General features: G+C 46.5%; 21 protein-coding genes. 19 read left to right on the forward strand and 2 right to left on the reverse strand.

The genetic code is table 11. The features are described 5' to 3' along the window. Window positions 1–5 precede the first annotated feature (5 nt). From flhB to ACNKW2_RS06425, 13 genes are all read left to right on the forward strand, one after another. Complete coding sequence (gene flhB / locus ACNKW2_RS06365; protein ID WP_419147805.1) at window positions 6–1136, forward strand: flagellar biosynthesis protein FlhB; 1131 nt, start codon at window positions 6–8, stop codon at window positions 1134–1136. A gap of 198 nt (window positions 1137–1334) precedes the next feature. Then, window positions 1335–3437, forward strand: coding sequence for a flagellar biosynthesis protein FlhA (flhA, locus tag ACNKW2_RS06370; RefSeq protein ID WP_419147806.1), 2103 nt, complete (start codon window positions 1335–1337; stop codon window positions 3435–3437). A 19-nt stretch (window positions 3438–3456) separates the two neighbouring features. Then, window positions 3457–4956 carry a flagellar biosynthesis GTPase FlhF gene (flhF, locus tag ACNKW2_RS06375; protein ID WP_419147807.1) on the forward strand — a complete coding sequence of 500 codons (1500 nt, stop codon included), beginning with the start codon at window positions 3457–3459 and terminating at the stop codon, window positions 4954–4956. Next, complete coding sequence (locus ACNKW2_RS06380; RefSeq protein ID WP_336565768.1) at window positions 4949–5809, forward strand: MinD/ParA family protein; 861 nt, start codon at window positions 4949–4951, stop codon at window positions 5807–5809. Before flhF ends, ACNKW2_RS06380 begins: the two co-directional genes overlap by 8 nt. Window positions 5810–5811: 2 nt before the next feature. Further along, window positions 5812–6546 (forward strand): RNA polymerase sigma factor FliA, encoded by a 735-nt coding sequence (locus ACNKW2_RS06385; protein WP_419147808.1) that lies wholly within the window; start codon window positions 5812–5814, stop codon window positions 6544–6546. Between the two features lie 41 nt (window positions 6547–6587). Beyond that, window positions 6588–6971: a chemotaxis response regulator CheY gene (cheY, locus tag ACNKW2_RS06390; protein WP_010369104.1), complete on the forward strand. Its 384-nt coding sequence runs from the start codon at window positions 6588–6590 to the stop codon at window positions 6969–6971. Between the two features lie 19 nt (window positions 6972–6990). Further along, window positions 6991–7761, forward strand: coding sequence for a protein phosphatase CheZ (locus ACNKW2_RS06395; RefSeq protein ID WP_419147809.1), 771 nt, complete (start codon window positions 6991–6993; stop codon window positions 7759–7761). Between the two features lie 15 nt (window positions 7762–7776). Next, on the forward strand, window positions 7777–9999 hold the full coding sequence (locus ACNKW2_RS06400) for a chemotaxis protein CheW (RefSeq protein ID WP_419147810.1): 2223 nt from the start codon (window positions 7777–7779) through the stop codon (window positions 9997–9999). 75 nt (window positions 10000–10074) lie between these two features. Then, window positions 10075–11217, forward strand: a complete 1143-nt coding sequence (locus ACNKW2_RS06405) for a protein-glutamate methylesterase/protein-glutamine glutaminase (protein ID WP_419147811.1) — start codon at window positions 10075–10077, stop codon at window positions 11215–11217. Window positions 11218–11311: 94 nt separating this feature from the next. Continuing rightward, window positions 11312–12082, forward strand: a complete 771-nt coding sequence (locus ACNKW2_RS06410) for a ParA family protein (protein ID WP_419147812.1) — start codon at window positions 11312–11314, stop codon at window positions 12080–12082. A 7-nt stretch (window positions 12083–12089) separates the two neighbouring features. Further along, a complete protein-coding gene (locus ACNKW2_RS06415) occupies window positions 12090–12857 on the forward strand; it encodes a chemotaxis protein CheW (RefSeq protein WP_419147813.1) in 768 nt (255 codons plus the stop codon). Between the two features lie 24 nt (window positions 12858–12881). Continuing rightward, on the forward strand, window positions 12882–13379 hold the full coding sequence (locus tag ACNKW2_RS06420) for a chemotaxis protein CheW (protein ID WP_336565784.1): 498 nt from the start codon (window positions 12882–12884) through the stop codon (window positions 13377–13379). Continuing rightward, complete coding sequence (locus tag ACNKW2_RS06425; RefSeq protein ID WP_419147814.1) at window positions 13380–13808, forward strand: DUF2802 domain-containing protein; 429 nt, start codon at window positions 13380–13382, stop codon at window positions 13806–13808. Between the two features lie 30 nt (window positions 13809–13838). Here the strand turns inward: ACNKW2_RS06425 and ACNKW2_RS06430 are convergent, their stop codons facing one another. Both ACNKW2_RS06430 and ACNKW2_RS06435 read right to left on the reverse strand, forming a co-directional pair. After that, entirely contained in the window at window positions 13839–14135 is a 297-nt protein-coding gene (locus ACNKW2_RS06430; protein WP_336565786.1) for an EscU/YscU/HrcU family type III secretion system export apparatus switch protein, read from the reverse strand. A gap of 4 nt (window positions 14136–14139) precedes the next feature. Further along, window positions 14140–16770 (reverse strand): flagellar hook-length control protein FliK, encoded by a 2631-nt coding sequence (locus ACNKW2_RS06435; protein WP_419147815.1) that lies wholly within the window; start codon window positions 16768–16770, stop codon window positions 14140–14142. Window positions 16771–16873: 103 nt separating this feature from the next. Here ACNKW2_RS06435 and ccmA point away from each other — a divergent pair, with 103 nt between their 5' ends. From ccmA to ACNKW2_RS06465, 6 genes are read left to right on the forward strand one after another with little or no spacing between them, the layout of a single operon-like run. Then, complete coding sequence (ccmA, locus tag ACNKW2_RS06440) at window positions 16874–17497, forward strand: cytochrome c biogenesis heme-transporting ATPase CcmA (protein WP_419147816.1); 624 nt, start codon at window positions 16874–16876, stop codon at window positions 17495–17497. Further along, the gene (gene ccmB, locus ACNKW2_RS06445) at window positions 17497–18183 is read left to right on the forward strand and encodes a heme exporter protein CcmB (protein WP_336565789.1); all 687 of its coding nucleotides are present in this window, start codon (window positions 17497–17499) and stop codon (window positions 18181–18183) included. Before ccmA ends, ccmB begins: the two co-directional genes overlap by 1 nt. 1 nt (window position 18184) lies before the next feature. Beyond that, window positions 18185–18922, forward strand: coding sequence for a heme ABC transporter permease (locus tag ACNKW2_RS06450; RefSeq protein ID WP_336565790.1), 738 nt, complete (start codon window positions 18185–18187; stop codon window positions 18920–18922). 2 nt (window positions 18923–18924) lie between these two features. Further along, window positions 18925–19131 carry a heme exporter protein CcmD gene (gene ccmD, locus ACNKW2_RS06455; protein WP_336565791.1) on the forward strand — a complete coding sequence of 69 codons (207 nt, stop codon included), beginning with the start codon at window positions 18925–18927 and terminating at the stop codon, window positions 19129–19131. After that, window positions 19128–19607 carry a cytochrome c maturation protein CcmE gene (gene ccmE, locus ACNKW2_RS06460; protein WP_336565792.1) on the forward strand — a complete coding sequence of 160 codons (480 nt, stop codon included), beginning with the start codon at window positions 19128–19130 and terminating at the stop codon, window positions 19605–19607. Before ccmD ends, ccmE begins: the two co-directional genes overlap by 4 nt. 1 nt (window position 19608) lies before the next feature. Beyond that, the gene (locus tag ACNKW2_RS06465) at window positions 19609–21567 is read left to right on the forward strand and encodes a heme lyase CcmF/NrfE family subunit (protein WP_419147817.1); all 1959 of its coding nucleotides are present in this window, start codon (window positions 19609–19611) and stop codon (window positions 21565–21567) included. Window position 21568: the final 1 nt, after the last annotated feature.

Raw genomic sequence — 21568 nt, forward strand, 5'->3', positions numbered from 1 at the left:
TATAAATGGCTGAAGATTCGGGTCAAGAACGCACCGAGGAACCCACCCAGAAAAAAATTGATGACTCCAAGAAAAAGGGGCAAGTGGCACGCTCTAAAGAGCTTGGCACGACCTTTGTGCTGATGTTTTCTGCTATCGCGCTGTTAATGTATGGTCCGGGTATAGCCAAAGGGCTCTATAATGTCATGGGTCGCATGCTAACCCTCAATCGTAACGAAACCTATGACACCACCAAAATGTTTGCCTTATGGGGCGACGTTTTTGGTGAGTTGATTTTTCCCATGTCGATGTTCGTTTTCATTATTGCCATTGCCGGTATTGTGGGTAACACCTTATTAGGTGGCTTTAACTTTTCTTGGCAGGCTGCCGCCCCTAAAGCCAGTAAAATGTCTCCTGTTAAGGGCATTAAACGAATGCTGGGGCCGCAAGCCGCTATCGAGCTATTAAAATCTGTCTTAAAATTTGTGCTGGTGGCAGGCTGCGCTATTTTACTGATTAAGCTCTATTTCGATGAAATACTGCACCTGAGTATTGAACAGATCCCTGCCAGTATTGAGCATGCCCTAGAAATATTGGCTTGGATGTTTTTGGCCTTGAGTTGTACCATGATCGTCATTTCTGCGATTGATGCGCCGTATCAAAGTTATAATCATCACAAGCAGTTGAAAATGACGCTGCAAGAAGTCAAAGATGAATATAAAAACTCTGAGGGTGATCCACAAATTAAAGCGCGCATTCGCCGTACACAGCGCGAAATGTCTCAACGCAGAATGATGCAAGAAGTGCCTGATGCGGATGTGGTGGTGACTAACCCAACCCATTACTCAGTAGCACTAAAATACGATACTGAAAAAGCCGGCGCGCCTATTGTAATTGCCAAAGGAGTCGATGAACTGGCGATGCAAATACGTAAAATTGCCAAAGGCAACGAAGTACCTATTGTTGAGTCACCTGTACTAACTCGTTCTTTATATCACACCACAGAAGTGGGAGAGCAAATTCCAGAGCAATTGTTTACCGCAGTGGCACAAGTACTGGCCTATGTTTTCCAGCTGAGCCGTTTCCAAAAAGGCAGAGGAAAGCGACCGACCGCACTGAGTAAAGATTTGCCTATCCCAGATGATCTGAAGCACTAATCGCGGACATAAAAGAGTATTACGCTACCAAGTTTACCCTGAACCCTACAGGGTAGAAGCGTCGCTTTCAACATCATTATCTAGCCGCAACATTGCTTTCTTCACTCAGTAAAATACATGGCATACCAGCATTGACGACACAACTGGAATACATATTGCTTCAATCAATGTGTGTCAATTTTTTGCATGTGTTAAGTTATGGAATTCAAAGCGGTTTTAGAACAACTCAATCGAGATAAAAAAGAATATGCTAAGGGCATTGGTACTCCATTGCTGGTACTTGCGGCCTTGGGTATGGTGATTTTACCGTTACCGCCATTCTTACTCGACATTCTTTTTTCTTTCAACATAGCACTTGCACTGGTGGTTCTTTTGGTCACGGTTTACACCATGAAGCCACTGGAGTTTGGCATGTTCCCGGCGGTGTTGCTAATCGCCACCATTATGCGCTTGGCACTGAATGTTGCTAGTACTCGAGTGGTACTACTAGAGGGTCATACTGGTGGGGACGCTGCGGGTAAAGTGATTGAGGCTTTTGGTAGCGTGGTGATTGGCGGTAACTACGCAGTTGGTCTGGTGGTGTTTCTTATTCTTATCATCATTAACTTCGTGGTTATTACCAAAGGTGCCGGGCGGATCTCGGAAGTGTCTGCACGTTTTACCCTTGATGCCATGCCAGGTAAACAAATGGCCATTGATGCCGACTTAAATGCCGGCTTCATCTCTGCTGAAGAGGCCAGAACTCGTCGTGATGAAGTAACTCGAGAGGCCGACTTCTATGGCTCGATGGATGGTGCCAGTAAATTCGTTAAAGGCGATGCCATTGCGGGGATAGTAATCCTAGCAATTAATATAATCGGTGGTTTATTTGTTGGTATGATCCAACACGACTTAACTTTTGGTCGTGCCATGGAAGTGTATACCATGCTGACCATAGGGGATGGCCTAGTTGCACAAATTCCTTCTTTGTTGCTATCGATTGGTACTGCCATTGTCGTGACGCGACAAAACGAGTCGCACAACATGGGCGATCAATTTAAAACTCAGCTAGGCAATGAAAAATCACTGTTTATTGCCTCTGGGATCCTTATCACCATGGGTCTCGTTCCTGGCATGCCTCATGTGGCTTTTTTAAGTTTAGGCGCGCTGCTTGGCTATATTGCTTATTACACTCAGCAACAAAAGAAAAAAGCGGAAATCGAGAAAGCCGAACAAGAAGCCAGCGGAGCTCAGGGCAAAGGCGCACAACAGCAAGAACAAAAAGAGCTGGGCTGGGACGATGTGCAGCCGGTTGATGTGATCGGACTTGAGGTAGGCTACCGACTCATTCCTTTGGTTGACCAAGCACAAGGTGGCGAGCTATTAAGTCGCATTAAAGGAGTTCGTAAGAAGCTTTCGCAAGAGTTGGGCTTTTTGGTGCCACCGGTGCATATTCGCGATAACTTAGAACTCGACCCCAATGCCTACAATATTACTCTCATGGGCGTGGGCTCAGGAAACGGTGAACTGAAACATGGTGATGAATTAGCCATTAACCCCGGCCAAGTATTTGGCCCCATTAAAGGCATTGAAACCAAGGATCCGGCGTTTGGTCTTGATGCGGTATGGATTAAGCCGGATCAGAAAGACGAAGCGCACTCACTGGGCTACACAGTGGTGGATGCAGCAACCGTGGTGGCCACTCACATTAGTCAGTTGCTAACCAACAATGCTTCATTGTTGCTGGGCCATGAAGAAGTGCAAAACCTACTCGATATGCTCGCCAAGAGCCACCCACGTCTAGTGGAAGGACTCGTGCCGGATATTCTACCGCTAACCACAGTGGTAAAAGTACTGCAAAACTTACTCAATGAAGGCGTAGCCATTCGCGATATGCGCTCCATTGTTCAGACCCTAGTTGAGTATGGTCCAAGAAGCCAAGATCCAGATGTACTTACGGCTGCAGTACGAATTTCACTGCGCAGATTAATCGTTCAAGACGCGGTTGGCGGCGAAGAGGAAATCCCTGTCATAACATTGGCGCCTGAGTTGGAACAGATGTTGCATCAGTCACTTCAGAACGCAGGTGATGAGGGGGCAGGTATCGAACCTGGCTTGGCGGAGCGGCTTCAAGAGTCATTACGAGAAGCGCACCATAACCAAGAGATGCTAGGCGACCCGTCCATCTTATTAACCTCAGGTATGTTAAGAAGTGTGCTATCTCGATTTGTTAAACACACTATCCCGGGCTTGAGAGTGATGTCGTATCAAGAAGTACCGGAAGAAAGACAAATCAAGATTGTGAGCTCGGTTGGACAATAGAGGATAAAGGGGCTGTAACATGAAAATTAAACGTTTTTTCGCAAAAGATATGCGTACGGCTTTAAATGAAGTGAAAGAAGAGTTAGGCGCGGATGCGGTTATCATGTCTAACAAAAAGCTGGCTGACGGTGTTGAAATTGTTGCTGCTGTGGATAATGACCGTGCCGCAGCGCCTAAGCCCCAATCACCAGCGCCTGCCACAAGTAATGAAGCGCCAGCTAAACAACAGGCTAGTCGTTTTGTTCGCCCTGAGCCACGCCAAGCGCAACCGAGCAAGCAAGCGCAAGTGGCTGATAGCTTAGAAGCCTTGTTAGAGCGTCAAGCTCCACGGCCACGTTCACCAGAATTGGCGTCAATGTTTTCACAGTCCGGCATTGATACTGAACAAATGTTGGCGACAAAGCAAGAGCCTCAGCGTCAACCACAGCGCTCAGCTCAACCGAGTTATCACAGCAAGCCGCAACCAAGTCGCCAATCTTTTGACTTTGAAGACGATGACTTTGCCGAGCCGCAAAGCTGGTCGGAATCGGATGACTTAGACAGTGGTTTTGGCGATGAGCCAGCGCCAAATAAGCGCGCTAAGGGCGATGAAATGAGCGACATGCGTGAAGAAATGAATGCCATTCGTCAGCTTCTAGAGCATCAAGTTTCAGGATTAATGAAACAAGAAATGGCGCGCCGCGATCCAACTCGTGCATGCTTAGTTGACCGCCTAGAAGGTATGGGGATTGATAAAGATGTGGCAGAGCAAATGGCCTGCTTTATCCCCGATGATGTGTCACGCAAAGAAGCCTGGAACTCACTACTAAACATGGTGATCAACCAAATGCATACCACCAATAACGATATTTTACGTCAAGGTGGAGTGTTTGCCATGGTGGGCCCTACAGGTGTTGGTAAAACTACCACAGTAGCGAAGTTAGCTGCTCTGGGGGCACAAAAGTATGGTGCCGATAAAGTTGCCCTGATCACTACTGATACCTACAGAATTGGCGCGTACGAGCAACTTGCCACCTATGGCCGCATCATTGGTTGTCCAGTAAAACAAGTAAAAGATGCCAACGAACTTGCAGAAGTGCTTTATCATTTACGCAATAAGCGTCTAGTATTAATAGATACAGCCGGAATGAGCCAAAGAGATTTGCGCTTAACTGAGCAGTTGAATACACTTATGCGCAGTGCTCGCGTGGATATTCGTAGTTATCTTGTATTGAGTGCTACAGCGCAAATGAACGTGCTACAAGAAACCGTAAGACACTTCAAAAAAGTAAATTTAAGTGGCTGTATTTTCACAAAACTTGATGAAAGTCTAAGTTTGGGCGAGATTATTAGTATTGCGATTCAAAATCGCTTGCCAATAGGGTATCTTACTAACGGTCAGCGAGTGCCAGAAGACATTCGCGTCGCAAATGCTCAAAAGCTAGTCAGAAAAGCGGAGCAATTGTATTTAAAAAGAATAAAAGCACAGCACTCTCGACGTGTACCTGTAGCGTCAGAGTCAGTAGGAATGTATGATTAACACAGTTTTAGATCAAGCAAGTGGCCTGCGAAAAATGAGTCAAAGTAGCAACCAAGGTGTAAAAGTGATAGCCGTTACCGGTGGTAAAGGAGGCGTTGGCAAAACCAATGTTTCATTAAACACGGCCATCGCAATGGGACAGCAGGGCCAGCGAGTACTGGTGTTGGACGCCGACTTAGGCTTGGCAAACTGTGATGTCATGTTAGGCCTTAGGGTTGAGAAGAACTTATCTCATGTGTTATCAGGTGAGTGCGAATTAGAAGAAATTTTAGTGGAAGGCCCCGCTGGGATTAAAATTGTGCCAGCCACTTCAGGCTCGCAAAACATGGTTGAGCTTACCCCCGCGGAACATGCCGGCTTAATTCGAGCATTCAGTGAGCTTGATAGCCACTTTGACGTATTAATTGTTGACACCGCCGCAGGTATTTCTGACATGGTGTTAAGCTTTTCTCGCGCTGCCCAAGATGTGGTTGTGGTGGTGTGTGACGAACCTACCTCCATTACGGATGCATATGCACTCATCAAAGTGCTTAGTCGTGAGCATGGTGTCTATCGTTTTAAAATTGTTGCCAATATGGTGCGTAGCTTGCGTGAAGGACAAGAGTTGTTTGCTAAACTCTCCAAAGTAACAGATCGATTTTTAGATGTAGCCCTAGAGCTAGTGGCAACCGTGCCATTCGATGAAAACATGCGAAAATCGTCGCGGCGACAAAAGGCCATCGTCGATTTATTTCCAAGCTCACCAGCAGCTGTGGCAATTAAAGGATTGGCATCGAAAGCGGTTAAATGGCCAGTTCCACATCAACCTTCCGGTCATTTAGAATTTTTTATTGAGCAATTAGTGAATGGGTAATTATGGCTTCACCGGTCAATAGGGCGGCGGGATATCAAACTTCAGACCACATCCACAAAGTGGTCGAACGGCATGCTCCACTGGTAAAAAAAGTGGCTTGTCATCTTATTGCTCGACTTCCGGCTAGCGTGCAACTGGATGATTTAATCCAGTCTGGCATGATTGGATTAATTGAAGCCACAAAAAATTTTGATGCCAGTAAAGGGGCCAGCTTTGAAACCTTTGCTGGCATTCGTATTCGTGGCGCTATGCTGGATGAAATGCGGCGTGGTGACTGGGCACCTCGTTCGGTTCATAAGAATAGCCGGATGGTAGCTGAAGCCATATCAGAACTCGAAGCAAGCCTCGGGCGAGAGCCAAAAGACACTGAAATAGCTGAAAAACTTGATATTACGCTAGATGAGTACCATCATATTTTACATGATGTAAATGCCAGCAAAGTCATAGGAATTGAGGATTTAGGGGTAGATGAGGATGTTATAACCCCTGCCAACAGTGACTTTGCGCTAGACAAACCGTTTAATAACGTTAAAAATGAACGTTTTAATTCGTCATTATTGGAAGCGATAAAATCATTACCAGAGCGCGACGCTTTGGTATTATCACTTTACTACAACGACGAAATGAATTTAAAAGAGATTGGCGCCATTCTCGATGTCAGTGAATCTCGAGTAAGTCAAATTCACGGTCAGGCAATGATTAAGCTAAAAGCAAAAATCAATGACTGGATAAATTAAAGTAAATAAATAGTTGGGTTCGAACCTCACTGGAGGAAGTTTTGGATAAGAACATGAAAATTCTCGTGGTTGATGATTTCTCTACTATGAGAAGAATAATCAAAAACCTATTAAGAGATTTAGGCTTTACCAATGTTCAAGAAGCTGATGATGGTAGTACAGCACTTCCGATGCTACAAAATCAGGAGTTTGACTTTGTAGTCACTGATTGGAATATGCCAGGAATGCAGGGCATCGACCTGCTGCGCGCCATTCGTGCAGATGAGAAGTTAAAACACATTCCAGTGCTAATGGTAACGGCGGAAGCAAAGAAAGAGCAGATCGTAGCGGCGGCGCAAGCTGGGGTTAATGGCTACATCGTTAAACCGTTCACAGCAGGTACACTAAAGACCAAGCTTGAAAAAGTATTTGAGCGGTTAGGCTAACAGCAAGGGGGAATGGCCTATGTCTGTGAATGCTGCGCCTCAAATCACACTTGAACAAGCAAAACAGCTAGTAGAGTATCTCGAGCAAGGTGAGCAAGAAAAAGCTGACCAACTTATTTTAGAGGCTGCAAATAAAGAGCAATCAGAGCTTTTCGCTGAGGTCGGTAAGTTGACTCGTCAACTTCATGAGTCGTTAAAAAACTTCGAGCTAGATACGCGACTGGCTGACCTGACCACAGAGGCCATACCGGATGCCAAGCAACGTTTAAATTACGTCATGGAACTGACGGAGAGCGCTGCCAACAAAACCATGGACGCGGTGGAAGAAAGTTTGCCATTAGCACAAGATTTGGCCGAAGAAATAGCACAAATAAAGCCCACATGGGATCGTCTAATGAATCGAGATATCGAGCTTGGCGAATTTAAATCTCTGTGTCACGATCTTGACAGCTTTATGCAGTCGTCTAAAACCCGTACCGATGAACTACAAAGCTTGATGACCAATGTGTTGATGGCCCAAGATTATCAAGATTTGACGGGCCAGGTAATTCGACGCGTTATTGAGCTGGTAAGAGAAGTCGAAGACAGTCTCATTAACCTATTAACTGTGTTCAGCAATGGCGATGAAGAACAGTTACGGGCACAAACGAAAGAAAATGAAGTAAAAACATCAGAGACTGTTAATGAATTGTCTGGGCCTGAAGGCCCTATTATTGATGCTGAATCGCGAGATGACGTGGTATCAGGTCAAGATGAAGTCGATGACTTGTTATCTAGTTTAGGCTTCTAGTTGGAGAATGAGAGTATGAGCTTTGAAGTCGATGAAGATATCCTCCAGGACTTTCTAGTTGAAGCGGGTGAAATTCTAGAGTTACTATCAGAACAGCTTGTAGAACTAGAAAACAATCCTGAAGATAAGGAACTTCTCAACGCAATTTTCCGTGGCTTCCATACCGTGAAAGGGGGAGCTGGGTTCTTAGGCATGACAGAACTTGTCGATGCCTGCCATGGTGCGGAAAACGTGTTTGATACCTTGCGACAAGGCCAAAGAACAGTCACCTCTGAATTAATGGACGTTATCTTGCAATCGCTTGATACCATTAATGAGATGTTTTCGTGTATTCAAAGTCGTGAGGAACCAGAAGCGGCTGATCCAGAGTTACTGAAAACGCTACATAAGCTCAGCCAACCAGAGTCAGAAGATGAAGCTGCCGAAGAAGCGCCAGCTGCAGCAGCTGATCCCGAGCCTGAACCAGACCCAGAGCCTGAGAGCCCATCTGTTAGTGCAGACGATGTGCTTTTTGACGTTGACGACACTAGCAGCGATGATGCCGGCGGCATCGACGAAATTACTGAAGAAGAATTTGAAAACCTGTTAGATGAGCTCCACGGCTCAGGCAAAGGGCCAGCACCGACTTCTTCAGAGCCTGCAGAACAAGATCAAAGTGTTAGCGACGACGGCGACATTACCGACGACGAATTTGACAGTCTATTAGACGAGCTGCATGGCGTGGGTAAATTTGGTGGTGCCACCAATGTTGAGCCACCTAAAGCGGCTCCTGAGCCACCTACTGCAAGCCAAATCTCTAGCTCTGATGACGATGAAGAAATTACCGACGATGAGTTCGAGGCGCTGCTAGATGAATTACATGGCAAGGGTGGTGCGCCGAAGCCAGTAGACGAGCCTGCTGCAGCGCAGCCCAGCAAACCTGAGCCTGTGGCGGCTAAACCAGCGCCGAAGCCTGAGCCAAAACTGGCAGCAAAACCCGCAGCAAAACCTGAACCGAAAGCAGCCAAGCCCACTGAAGCCCCAGCTGCCGAGCCGAAAAAAGCCGCTGCTGCGCCAGCTAAAAAGCCAGCGCCACAGGCAGAAACCACCGTTCGCGTTGATACTAGCCGGTTAGACGAAATCATGAATATGGTGGGCGAGCTAGTGTTGGTGCGTAATCGCTTAGTGAGCTTAGCCAATAACAGCAACAGTGAGAGTATGGGGAAAGCCATTTCGAATTTGGATGTTGTTACGGCTGACTTGCAAGGCGCGGTGATGAAAACACGGATGCAGCCAATCAAAAAAGTATTTGGCCGCTTCCCACGCGTTGTAAGGGACCTTGCTCGTAGCCTGAAAAAAGAAATTAACCTGGTTTTGGAAGGTGAAGACACCGATTTAGATAAAAACCTTGTGGAAGCATTGGCCGACCCTCTGGTTCACTTGGTTCGCAACTCCGTTGACCACGGCATCGAGATCCCAGATATTCGAGAAGCCGCAGGCAAACCGAGAACGGGTACTGTCACCTTATCTGCATCGCAAGAGGGCGATCATATCCTGCTAACCATCCGCGATGATGGTGCCGGTATGGATGCTGAGAAACTGAAGAAAATAGCCATCAACAAAGGCGTAATTGACTCGGATCAAGCCAGCCGTTTATCCGATACCGAAGCGTACAACTTGATTTTTGCACCGGGTTTCTCCACCAAAGAGGAAATTTCAGATATTTCTGGCCGTGGTGTTGGCATGGATGTGGTTAAGACCAAAATCACGCAGCTAAATGGTCAGGTGAATATACAGTCTGAGTTAGGCGTGGGTACGGTACTGGAAATTAAAGTGCCGTTAACCTTAGCTATTTTGCCAACCTTAATGGTGATGGTAGGCGAGCAGACATTTGCCCTGCCGTTGGCCGCTGTAAGCGAAATTTTCCACTTAGATTTAACCAAGACCAATGTAGTGGATGGTCAGCTCACCATCATTGTGCGTGAAAAAGCAATTCCACTGTTCTATCTTGAGCACTGGTTAGTAAAAGGTGCAGATAGAACTATGCGCAAAGCCGAAGGTCATGTTGTGATTGCCCAGATCGGTACTAAGCAAGTGGGCTTTGTGGTGGATTCACTCATCGGTCAAGAAGAAGTTGTGATTAAGCCTTTGGATGCATTATTACAAGGAACGCCTGGTATGGCTGGCGCAACCATCACATCAGATGGTGGTATTGCCTTAATCCTTGATGTGCCCAATTTATTAAAGCACTACGCATAACCATTTTATGGCGTAGTTCGGATTCTAGAGCAGCGAGAGCTGCTCTGCTGTAGAGCAAATTAAAGAGCGTTGCCAATGGCAGTTAAAGTGTTAGTCGTAGACGACTCGAGTTTTTTTCGTCGTCGAGTTAGTGAAATACTAGAAAAAGACAGTGGCATAGAGGTCATTGATTTTGCAGTAAATGGTAAAGAAGCAGTAGAAAAAGCCGCTTCATTGCGGCCTGATGTTATCACTATGGATGTGGAAATGCCGGTGTTGGATGGCATTAGTGCTGTGAAACAGATCATGCAGGCTTCTCCAACGCCAATATTAATGTTTTCTTCGTTAACCCGAGAAGGCGCCAGTGCGACGCTGGATGCACTTGAAGCGGGCGCCGTCGACTTTCTACCGAAAAAGTTTGAAGACATTGCCAGAAACAGCGAAGAGGCAATCAAGTCGCTGCAAAATAAGGTTAAGGAAATTGGTCGTAAGCGCGTGAGCCGCTTTACTCGCCCAAGTTCCCCTGCACCTGCTAAGCGCTCAGAGCTTAGCACTGCGACCAGGCAAACGCCTACTCGCCAAACTGTGCCGCAACCGGATAGAACGTTTCAGCGCAGCGGCAGTGGTGCCAGTAGTAGCCAAGTAAAAGCATCGGGCAAAAAGTATGGCCTAGTGGCAATTGGCACTTCTACGGGGGGGCCGGTGGCATTGCAAACCATCTTAACGCAAATTCCAGCGAACTTTCCTCACCCGATTTTGCTTGTGCAACATATGCCAGCAGCATTTACACCAGCGTTTGCGGCGCGACTGAATAGCTTGTGTAAGATAAAAGTCAAAGAAGCAGAGCAAGGTGATCGCTTGCAGCCTGGTATGGCGTACTTGGCACCGGGTGGTAAGCAAATGATGGTTGAAAGCCGAGGTGGAGCTAAAACACTGAAAGTGTTCGAAGATGATAGCCCTAGAATTACGTATAAGCCCAGTGTTGACGTCACCTTTGCCAGTGTGGCTAAAGCTTATGGCGGCGACGCCTTAGCCATTGTACTCACCGGTATGGGAGCCGACGGTCGTGATGGTGCGCGGATGTTAAAACAAGTGGGCGCTACCATCTGGGCGCAAGACGAAGCAACTTGTGTGGTTTATGGTATGCCGCAAGCGGTGGCCAGTGCGGGGCTGGCTGCAGATAACATTGCCCTTAATGATTTTGCTTTGCGTATTAATAAAGAAGCTGGTAATGGTTAATGCCATAGTGAATAATGCCTTACATAAGCCAAGCAAGGCAGTTTAAGCTTGTTAAAAATCATGATAATAAAGCGCTAAGAGTAAGGGTCAAACAGTGAAGATTTGGACGGTAGCTAATCAAAAGGGCGGAGTAGGAAAAACGACGACGACGGTTAGCCTTGGTGGTATTTTAGCTGAGCAAGGTTATAAAGTGCTGCTCATTGATACCGACCCTCATGCTTCACTGACTTATTATTTTGGCATTGACTCTGAAGAACTTGAGGTCAGTGTTTACGATATATTTGCCCGTGGCAATAGTATGACCAGTGAGGAAATCTTACAGTCTTTGTGTCCATCCACCATTGAAAACCTTGATATTTTGCCCGCGACCATGGCAATCGCTACTTTGGATAGAAGCATGGGTAGCAAAACGGGGATGGGGCTAATTCTGAAAAAGTCTTTAGAAAAAATTGCCAGTGAATACGACTACGCGATTTTAGATTGTCCGCCGGTGCTGGGAGTATTGATGGTGAACGCATTGGCCGCCAGCGAGCGTATTTTAGTGCCAGTGCAAACTGAGTTTTTAGCACTGAAAGGGTTAGATAGGATGATGCGTACGATGGAGCTGATGCAAAGCTCACAACATAAGCAGTATCAATATACTATTATACCTACTATGTACGATAAACGGACCAAAGCTTCATTGGAGGCGTATAAAACCTTAGTGGCAAATTATAAAGACGCAGTTTGGCCTGGCGTAGTGCCAGTCGACACTAAATTCCGTGATGCCAGTTTGGCGCAACAAGTGCCAGTGCAGTTTTGCCCGAAGTCACGGGGCGTTTTTGCCTACCGAGCATTACTCGACTATTTGCAGCAATTGAGCTAGAGGTAAGATGACTAAGCATTTGTTTGCTAACGAAAAGGTGATGAAACAATACCTTGGTGCGCTACTGCAAGAAGAGCCTGAGGAAGTCAGCCATGAGCTTAATCCTGTCGCTAAGTTGCTAGAGCAGGTAACAGTGCCGCAGTCTGAAAGTCAGGCAGAACCTGTCGTGATCACGCCTGAGCCAGAGGTAGTCACTACACCCGTAGAGCTTAAAAGCGCTGAAACAATTGATAGTAAATCACCTCAAGATCTTGAAGTCACTGAAAATACATCTATTATCAAAGAAGATACCAGCAGTGATAGCAATGCGGCTCGTGAAGTATATCAAGACGGAGAGTTTCAAGCTCTATTTTTTGAGGTGGCTGGGCTGACCCTTGCTGTGCCACTAAGAGCACTTGGGGGAATTCATCAGTTAGGTGAAGTAACTCAACTGTTTGGTAAGCCGAGCTGGTTTAAAGGCGTAATGCTTAATCGCGAGGAAAAACTGAGTGTGGTAGATACTGCGAGATGGGTAATGCCAGAAAAGTTTACTCCAGAGCTTGAGCAGAGCCTAGATTATCAGTACCTGATAACCTTGGGGGACAGTAATTGGGGCTTGCTAGCAGAGAAGCTAGTCAATAACTTGACACTTAAGCCAGAAGATATAAAGTGGCGCACCGCAGATGGCAAAAGGCCATGGTTAGCTGGCGTTATCAAAGAGAAAATGTGCGCACTAATAGACGTAGAAAATTTAAACCTTTTGCTAGAACAAGGCCTCGATAGTCGAGAGCAGTAGCTAGTATATTGATGGAGTGAAACCATGAGCCAAGATAGACTACTTTCTGCAGACAAAAATGCTGATAGTAATGACGAAGTATTGCAGTGGGTTACCTATAAGCTTGAGGAGGAAACTTACGGCATTAACGTAATGCAAGTGCAAGAGGTATTGCGCTACACCGAAATTGCGCCAGTCCCCGGTGCTCCGAGTTACGTATTAGGCATTATTAACTTACGCGGCAACGTCGTTACTGTAATTGACACCCGTGCACGCTTTGGTCTGCCTAGTGCAGAAGTTACGGATAACTCACGTATCGTGATCATCGAAGCCGAAAAGCAAGTTATCGGTATCTTAGTCGATAGCGTAGCCGAAGTGGTGTATCTTAAGAGCTCTGAAATTGACAGTGCACCAAACATTGGTACTGAAGAGAGTGCTAAGTTTATCCAAGGTGTTTCTAATCGTGAAGGCGAGTTACTTATCCTAGTTGACCTAAACAAATTACTCAGTGATGAAGAGTGGGATGAGTTGAGCCATATATAAATGTTGCAGGCAGTAAATACAGACACCGTTTTATTCATCATCTCTGTGGCCTCAAGCGCGCTAGTACTAGCTTGCTTGGGGTTTATTTTTAGCTTGAGTAAAAAGCTCAATCTCACGCAACGGAAAGCGCTTCAGATAGAAAAAACATTTCAAGCTTCTGAGCAACAAGTGGCTATTTTACGCAGTGAAATTGCCGAGCTTAGGGCAAGCATAACGAGTATAGGCAAGCGTGCGGTGCATACCGAACAACAACTGCATGAGCTCGCCAATCAGCAGGCTGCACAGAAATATGATGACCCGGACGCCAAAATATATTCTCGTGCAGTGAAAATGGTAGAGCTTGGGGCCGATATTGAAGAAATCATGCGTGAGTGTGAGTTGCCCAGAGCCGAAGCTGAACTATTGATGTCTTTACACAACAAAAGCTAACCACCTTGTCAATCAGCCTAGTGTGGGTCACTAGGCTTTAACGTCCAACTTATCCCTGAATCCTTGCCACCCTGGTGGAAACTTACCTTGCATGATATAGGAAAAAGCAATCAGCTCGGCAATAACGTAATAGAGTTCGCGGGGAATTTCTTGCTGTAACTCAAGTGCGCTAAGGGTTTTACTTAATGCCTCATCTTCGTGGATCATGATGTTTTTTTCTTTTGCCAGTGCGATGATCTCTTCGGCCAACTCACCATAACCTTTAAAGGTGACTTGGGGGGCGCTACCTGCTTCATACAGCAGGCCAATGGCAGACTTTTGACTCATGGCATTAGACCTTTATATTGATAATAGCGTGTTCATTGAAAAACTTGTCCTGAAAACTCTGCTCTTCTCGCAGACCAATTTCCGCCACCTGCAAGCCATGAGAAGCAAGCTTGCTGCGTAGGGCTGCTAAATGAGGCTCCGCCATTTGTTTAACACTGTTAGAGGTGGCAATTAAGGCGCATTCTACGGCTTTGTCCATTAATTCGGCCTGGGCATGGATCTGACCTTGGGCGGCAAAATCGAAGCACAGTCGCACAAACCAGACTGATTTTTCCGGCATTCCCGCTTTAGCGGGCTTGTTATAGTGCCCGATTTGCAACTGTGTTTGCTGTTGCTCTGGGGGCGTTTTATTAGGAAACAGCAGGTTGATGATCAGCTGAGCATCACTGTCTTGCTTACTTTGTGGCGTGCTGGACAGCTGACTGACGCTGGGTTGCAGTTGATTTTGTAACTGCCCCAATTCTGCTAGCAGCTCACGGGCCTGTGGTTGCTGCATTAGCTCGCTGACATTTTTTGCTGAAATATTTTTTACTTGTGGCAGCAAGGTTTCCAGTAGGGCTTGCACTTTGCTTTCATTGGCTGTATTTGCAGCGCCACTAGTACTGGTTTGGCTTCCTAATAACACCACTAAAAGACGCTCGAGTAGCTGGCTAAAGCTAGATTGATGCAGTTGTGATGGAGTGTTAGTGAATGCGCTGATCCCCAGTTGGCTATCAAGTTGCTGCTTAATTGCCATTGCAGTGCTTGATTGTGCGTCTACCATTCTTGTAAAAGCCTGTTGCACCAGCTTATTTAATTCTGGCATTTGTTTTAGAGTGTCAGCGGATTGGTATTTCTGTAACAGCTCCGCTGTGACTTGGGTGTTTGGCTTGGCGACGGTTTCTATCTTATTAGGCTGTGGTTTGAGATTGAGAAGTGACTCAATGACGCCTTGTTTTTTGTCGGTGGTAAAGGTAATAGCCTGCGGCAGGCTCTCTGCCACTGGCTTCGCTTGTTTAGTTACTTCCTGTGTATGCATTTGCGGAGTGTGGGCTAAGGTTTTGCCAGCAATATACATGGGGCTATTGAGCTGCTTAATCAGTTGTTGTAGCGATTGATTTGTCTTGCTTGGTGAGTGGTTACTTACTGTGTTTAATAACTCTGTAAGCCCCTGTAGTCGAGTCGAGAAGTCGATTGGCGGTGCTTGAAATTGCAGCGACGGCTTTGCGGCTTGGTGGCTGAGGTAACTGGCAACCGCATGGCGCAACGATTCGTTGCTTGCTACTTGAGGTTGTGTATGGGATTGCTGAGCACCTTTTGGTGACACTATCTGGCGAATACTATCAAATAGCTGCTGGATTGCCGGTTGTTGCGGTTTTAGCTGTGTCAGGCTAACTTTCTCATTACCCAAAGGCAGTAGTGAAGCCGTTTGCACAGGTGATTTTATCTGCGCGTTTGCCGTGCTTTGCTGCGTATCAGTTGTGTTTAGTGGTTTCGCGTTTGCCGTGCTTTGCGCGTTGCTAGATGTGTTTAGCGGTTGCGCTTTTGTCGTGCTTTGCACGTTGTTAGTTGTGTTTAGCGGTTGCGCTTTTGTCGTGCTTTGCACGTTGTTAGTTGTGCTTAGCGGTTGTACTCTTGCTACACTGGGCTCTTTGCCTATGGTATCTAGCGGCTGTGTTTGTATCTGCTGCGGGGCACCAAAAGGCTTATTAATAAGTGACTTTAACGCCGTAATAACCTGCGACTTGATTTGCTGCAATGTCACCTCTAGTAGGGGAGTTTGGTACGGCAAGGTTGCTCTGGAGGTTGGCTGCGTCATATTAGGCTTTACCGCAGAGGCTGGGCTATCAAGGTGTTGTAGTAGTTGTGATACCGGTTTTTGTGCAATGACCTTGATGTTCTGCGCAGCCTTGGTCAGGTTGATACCATTGACACTGTTTTGCAACTGCGCTGGCTGCCATTTGCTTGATTCTGGCCAATTACTTTTCGCGGCAATGAAATTTAAAATGGTGTTATTTACCTTTACATCGAGCGCTTTTAAACCGGCTTTTAGATCGACCGTTGGTAATTGCTGAGCGATTAACTTGGCAATGGCTGAGTTAGTCAATTTAGTGCTAAACAGTGGATCTTTAAACTGGTTAAAGAGCTCAAGTGTAAAGCTTTGTTGACTTGGAGACAGCTGGGCAACCAGCTTCTGTTCTTGCGCCAACATGGTCATTACTGCTTTGGGTAAAGGGATTGATAAATCGAGCTGCTTAATGGTTAAGCCATGTTTGTTCGTTGTCGCTATGGCTTGTAATGGTTGCACTGCAGAATGCCCTTTGACAGCAGCAAGCAACTCAAAGAGTTGTTTAGCAACAACTAGTTGCGCCTGGGCTTGATTGCTTTTGAGGGTAATGACTTTGCCGCTCTCATCAACCGATACCATGGCTTCTTCGAGCTGTTGCGGTTGTGCAGGCGCCGATTTAAGCGACAATTGAATGGTCTGCAAGCGACCCTCAATAGCGACATCCATTTTTAATTTATCACCACTAATCACAATATTTTTGGCATGAAAAGGCTGCTTGCTGGGAAGCGAGATAAGCGCGTTGGCTTTGTTACTGCTCTCTAGTTCAAGAGCCTGTCCAGAGTTAATTGTTGTTGGCAGCTTATTCATTATTTTAAATCAATTTTTCGCTAATCGTTGGCGTCAGATTATTCGTATTACCATACCATTATGTTAGACTAACGCCCAATTTTAGGTAAAGAGAAGCCCAAGTTTGCTAGAGATAGACGCCGTTACTTGTACCAAACAGGAAAGATGCTTGTTTGAGGCATTAAGTTTCACTCTCCATGCGGGGCAAATCATGCAAATTGAAGGCCCAAATGGTGCCGGAAAAACCTCGCTATTGCGGATCATCGCTGGTTTTGCTCGTGCCGATGAAGGACAGATCCGTTATCAAGGTGTTGATGTCCGTCAAGACTACGATACTTTCGCTAGTGAATTACTGTTTATCGGCCATAAAACTGGGGTGAATCAGCAGCTCAGTGCTTACGAGAACGTTCAGCATTGGCTGAGTGTCCACGGTGGCAGAGCCAATGAAGACAGCGTTTATGAACTGCTGGCGAAATTGGGGTTGATTGGTCTTGAAGACGTGCCAGTGCGCACCTTGTCAGCGGGTCAGCAGCGCCGCGTCGCATTAGTAAGACTGTGGCTAAATCAAGCAAAGTTGTGGGTACTGGATGAGCCTTTTACGGCACTCGACAAAAAGGGTGTTGCCATGTTGCAGACTCAGTTCCAAGGGCACTTAGACCAAGGTGGGGCGATTTTATTAACCACGCACCAAGATCTCACCGCGCACTTTGCTCAATTACAAACCTTGACGTTGGAGTACCGTTTGTAATGCAACCTCATCATTCTTATTGGCTGGCGTTTAAATCCGTCTATAGTAAAGACGTAACCTTGGCGTTTCGCCAACGGGCTGAAATCGTCAATCCATTATTGTTTTTCCTCATCGTGATTACTTTATTTCCTATTGCCATTGGCCCAGAGCCTGGGTTATTGGCTAGAATGGCGCCAGGAGTGATTTGGGTGGCGGCATTATTGTCCACTATGTTGGGACTGGATAAAATGTTCCGCGACGATTACCATGACGGTTCATTGGAGCAGTTGATTGCCTCACCTTATCCCTTATCCTTGTCAGTCCTCGCTAAAGTGGCTGCACATTGGACCGTAAGTGGATTGCCCATGGTGATCTTAGCGCCATTGTTTGCGCTATTGATGAATTTAGAGTCACAGTCTTTAAATGCCACGGTGTTTACCTTGTTAATAGGCACGCCGTTGTTGAGTTTTATTGGGGCCATTGGCGCAGGGTTGACCGTTGCGCTACAAAAGGGCGGTATTTTGATGAGTTTATTGGTCTTACCGCTTTATATCCCCGTACTGATTTTTGCAACATCCGCCATCGATACCAGTAGTATGTCTTTAGATTATGGTGGTCAGCTTGCAATCCTTGGTGCCATGCTTGCCGTCGCAGTCGTTGCCGCACCAATTGCCATATCGTCAGCATTAAAAGTGAGTATAAGTTAAAATGTGGAAGTGGTTACATCCTTATGCCAAAGCGGAGCGTGCTTACCAATTGTGTAACACCTTGCTTCCTTACTTTACCGTGATTGCGGTGGTGGGTCTTGTGGTTGGTTGGGTTTGGGGGTTAGCCTATGCGCCTGCAGACTACCAGCAAAAAGACAGCTATCGTATTATCTTTATTCATGTGCCTTCAGCCATTTGGTCTATGGGGGCGTATTCCTCTATGGCCATTGCCGCGGTCGTTGCGCTGGTGTGGCAAATTAGAAATGCCGAGCTTGCGGTGATTGCCATCGCGCCAGTAGGCGCCGCCATGACGGCCATTGCCTTGATCACTGGCGCTGCTTGGGGCAAACCCATGTGGGGCGCTTGGTGGGTCTGGGATGCCAGACTCACCTCAGAACTCATTTTATTATTTTTATATTTTGGCGTGTTATCGTTATACCACGCCTTTGAGGATAAAAAGTCCGGCGCTCGCGCCGCTTGTATCCTCGCTATCGTTGGTGTGGTGAATTTGCCGATTATCCACTTCTCGGTTGAGTGGTGGAATACTCTGCATCAGGGATCTACTATCACCAAATTTGATACCTCGGCCATTGACCCTTCAATGCTCTGGCCTTTACTTATTAATATTGTCGCTTTTGCAGGTGTCTTGGGAGCAGTGACTTTAGTTCGACTCAAAAACGAAATTCTGCGTAATGAGCAGCATCGGGCTTGGGTTCGTCAATTGGTAGAAAGAGGTTAATTATGCAGTTTGAATCCTTTAGTGATTTTTTAGCTATGGGCGGCTACGGCTTTTACGTTTGGCTGTCTTATGGCACTTGTGTACTTATTTTAGTTGGCCTACTGGTAAGCTCCTTGTTAGACGGCAAAAACCTCAAGCAAGGGGTAAAAGCACAAATGGCCCGTGAAGCCCGAATTAAAAAGGCGAAACAACAGGAGGCGCAAGCATGAACCCAAGACGCAAAAAGCGACTATTTAGTGTGGTTGCGGTGATCTTTGGTATTGGCGCTGCTGTGGGTTTAACCCTGTATGCTTTGCAAGAGAATATCAACTTATTCTATACCCCAAGTGAACTGGTTCAGGGCAAAGGGGAAGCCAAAGAAAAACCGCAGATCGGTCAAAAACTCCGTATTGGTGGTATGGTGGTGCCCGGTTCAGTGGAGCGTGATGAAAGCTCGCTGGATGTGACGTTTAAGCTTATTGATACTGGCCCTATGGTGACCATTCGTTACCGCGGAATTTTGCCTGACTTATTCCGTGAAGGGCAGGGGATTGTGGCGCAAGGTACCTTAATCGAACCGGATGTGGTGGAAGCCTTTGAAGTATTAGCCAAGCATGATGAAGAATATATGCCTTCAGAAGTCGCCGAGGCGGTAAAAGGTATTAAGCACGAAAAACCCAAATATAACCTCAGCAGCGAGAACTAGTATGGTCCCAGAAATTGGATATTTCGCCCTAGTTTTAGCTATGGCGCTCAGCTTACTGCTTTGTATTTTCCCCCTATGGGGCGCTTACACAGGAAATCTAAGATTAATGAAAGCGGCACCGTCATTGGCCATTGGCCAATGTGTGTTGGTGGTGTTTTCCTTTTTAGTTCTGATCCATATTACCTTAATGGACGATTTTACGGTTAAATATGTCGCTCATCATTCCAGTAGCACCTTACCTTGGTACTACAAAATCACCTCTACTTGGGGTGGTCATGAAGGGGCTATTTTACTGTGGTTAGTGATGCAATCTAGCTGGACCATGCTCGTGGCCTTAATGTCAAAATCCCTGCCGTGGGTATTGCGCGCTCGGGTGCTTGGGGTACTGGGCTTTTTAGGGGTTGGCTTTATGCTTTACACCCTATGGATGTCGAGCCCGTTTGAACGGTTGCTGCCTTACTTCCCTGTTGAGGGACGTGATCTTAACCCTCTATTGCAAGACCCTGGCATGATAATTCACCCGCCATTATTGTATATGGGCTATGTTGGCCTGTCGGTCTCTTTTGCCTTTGCTATCGCTGCTTTGTTAACGGGTAAACTGGATAATACTTGGGCCAAATGGTCTCGTCCTTGGACCATGGCTGCGTGGGCCTTTTTAACCTTAGGGATCACCATTGGCAGCTGGTGGGCTTACTCGGAACTTGGCTGGGGCGGCTGGTGGTTCTGGGATCCGGTAGAAAATGCCTCGTTAATGCCTTGGTTGGTGGCCACAGCTTTATTACACTCATTAGCCGTGACGGAGAAACGCGGAGTATTTAAATCCTGGACAGTATTATTAGCCATCACTGCCTTTAGTTTGTGCTTATTAGGTACCTTTATTGTGCGCTCTGGCATTATCGTCTCGGTTCACGCCTTTGCAACCGACCCTGACCGCGGCTTGTTTATTCTCTCTTTCTTAGCTGTTGTGGTGGGGGGCAGTTTAGCGCTTTACGCCATGCGAGTATCGCAAGTACGCAGTGAAGGTCGCTACAAATTTGTGTCGCGGGAAGTGACTTTATGGCTGAATAACATCTTCTTGGTTGTGGCTACCTTAATTGTGCTACTAGGTACCTTGTTGCCTATGATCCACAAAGAGTTAGGGCTAGGCTCAATTTCTATCGGGGTACCATTCTTTAATCAAATGTTTGCCATTTTAATCGTGCCTTTTGCAATTTTGATGGGCTTAGCACCGATGCTACGTTGGAAGCAAAATAAGCTGCCACCTCTGGCGCGAAAATGGGGCGTACTCATTGCTGTGAGTTTAGTTATCACAGCGGCATGGCTGTATCCTAGTTATGAGGTAGTCACACCGCTTACCTTTATTGCAACCGCACTTGCTGTGTGGATTGTGGTGGCCACAGCGTTTGACTTGTTTAATAAAGTTACCGTACAGCCCGACATTGGTACTGGCTTTAAAAAGCTAGGGCTAAGTTACTGGGCCATGGTGTTAGGCCATGTTGGTATTGCCTTTGTGATTGCGTCGGTAACATTGACCTCGGCGTATTCAGTCGAACGAGATGTCAGCATGAAGCCTGGTGATATTGCCACTTTAAACGAGTATCAATACCGCTTTGAAGGGGTGAAAGAAATTCGTGGACCCAACTACGGCGGCCACGCAGGCGTGGTGACCGTATTAAAAGAGGGCAAAAAAGTCACTGAGCTGTATGCAGAAAAGCGCCGTTATGACATTGGTATGCAGTTTATGACTGAAGCGGCCATCGATGACGGCTTCTTCCGTGACCTTTACTTGGCGTTAGGGGAGCAATTATCACAAGGGGCATGGTCACTGCGCATTTATCACAAACCTTATGTGCGTTGGATGTGGCTCGGTGGTTTATTGATCTCATTAGCCGGCTTTGTGGTGCTAGCGGATAAGCGTTACCGCAGACGTCGTCAATCATCTTACACTGCGGGGGCCTAAC

Source organism: Pseudoalteromonas 'SMAR', assembly GCF_048515945.1.
Taxonomy (GTDB): domain Bacteria; phylum Pseudomonadota; class Gammaproteobacteria; order Enterobacterales; family Alteromonadaceae; genus Pseudoalteromonas.

Bases quoted from the DNA above. Each gene is read 5' to 3' on its own strand.
- flhA (WP_419147806.1), top strand. From the start codon at position 1,335: ATGGAATTCAAAGCGGTTTTAGAACAACTCAATCGAGATAAAAAAGAA.
- ccmE (WP_336565792.1), top strand. From the start codon at position 19,128: ATGAACCCAAGACGCAAAAAGCGACTATTTAGTGTGGTTGCGGTGATC.
- flhB (WP_419147805.1), top strand. From the start codon at position 6: ATGGCTGAAGATTCGGGTCAAGAACGCACCGAGGAACCCACCCAGAAA.
- ccmB (WP_336565789.1), top strand. From the start codon at position 17,497: ATGCAACCTCATCATTCTTATTGGCTGGCGTTTAAATCCGTCTATAGT.
- ACNKW2_RS06380 (WP_336565768.1), top strand. From the start codon at position 4,949: ATGATTAACACAGTTTTAGATCAAGCAAGTGGCCTGCGAAAAATGAGT.
- ACNKW2_RS06395 (WP_419147809.1), top strand. From the start codon at position 6,991: ATGTCTGTGAATGCTGCGCCTCAAATCACACTTGAACAAGCAAAACAG.
- ACNKW2_RS06400 (WP_419147810.1), top strand. From the start codon at position 7,777: ATGAGCTTTGAAGTCGATGAAGATATCCTCCAGGACTTTCTAGTTGAA.
- ACNKW2_RS06415 (WP_419147813.1), top strand. From the start codon at position 12,090: ATGACTAAGCATTTGTTTGCTAACGAAAAGGTGATGAAACAATACCTT.
- ACNKW2_RS06450 (WP_336565790.1), top strand. From the start codon at position 18,185: ATGTGGAAGTGGTTACATCCTTATGCCAAAGCGGAGCGTGCTTACCAA.
- ACNKW2_RS06435 (WP_419147815.1), bottom strand. From the start codon at position 16,770: ATGAATAAGCTGCCAACAACAATTAACTCTGGACAGGCTCTTGAACTA.
- flhF (WP_419147807.1), top strand. From the start codon at position 3,457: ATGAAAATTAAACGTTTTTTCGCAAAAGATATGCGTACGGCTTTAAAT.
- ACNKW2_RS06405 (WP_419147811.1), top strand. From the start codon at position 10,075: ATGGCAGTTAAAGTGTTAGTCGTAGACGACTCGAGTTTTTTTCGTCGT.
- ACNKW2_RS06420 (WP_336565784.1), top strand. From the start codon at position 12,882: ATGAGCCAAGATAGACTACTTTCTGCAGACAAAAATGCTGATAGTAAT.
- ACNKW2_RS06465 (WP_419147817.1), top strand. From the start codon at position 19,609: ATGGTCCCAGAAATTGGATATTTCGCCCTAGTTTTAGCTATGGCGCTC.
- ACNKW2_RS06430 (WP_336565786.1), bottom strand. From the start codon at position 14,135: ATGAGTCAAAAGTCTGCCATTGGCCTGCTGTATGAAGCAGGTAGCGCC.
- ACNKW2_RS06425 (WP_419147814.1), top strand. From the start codon at position 13,380: ATGTTGCAGGCAGTAAATACAGACACCGTTTTATTCATCATCTCTGTG.
- ACNKW2_RS06385 (WP_419147808.1), top strand. From the start codon at position 5,812: ATGGCTTCACCGGTCAATAGGGCGGCGGGATATCAAACTTCAGACCAC.
- ccmD (WP_336565791.1), top strand. From the start codon at position 18,925: ATGCAGTTTGAATCCTTTAGTGATTTTTTAGCTATGGGCGGCTACGGC.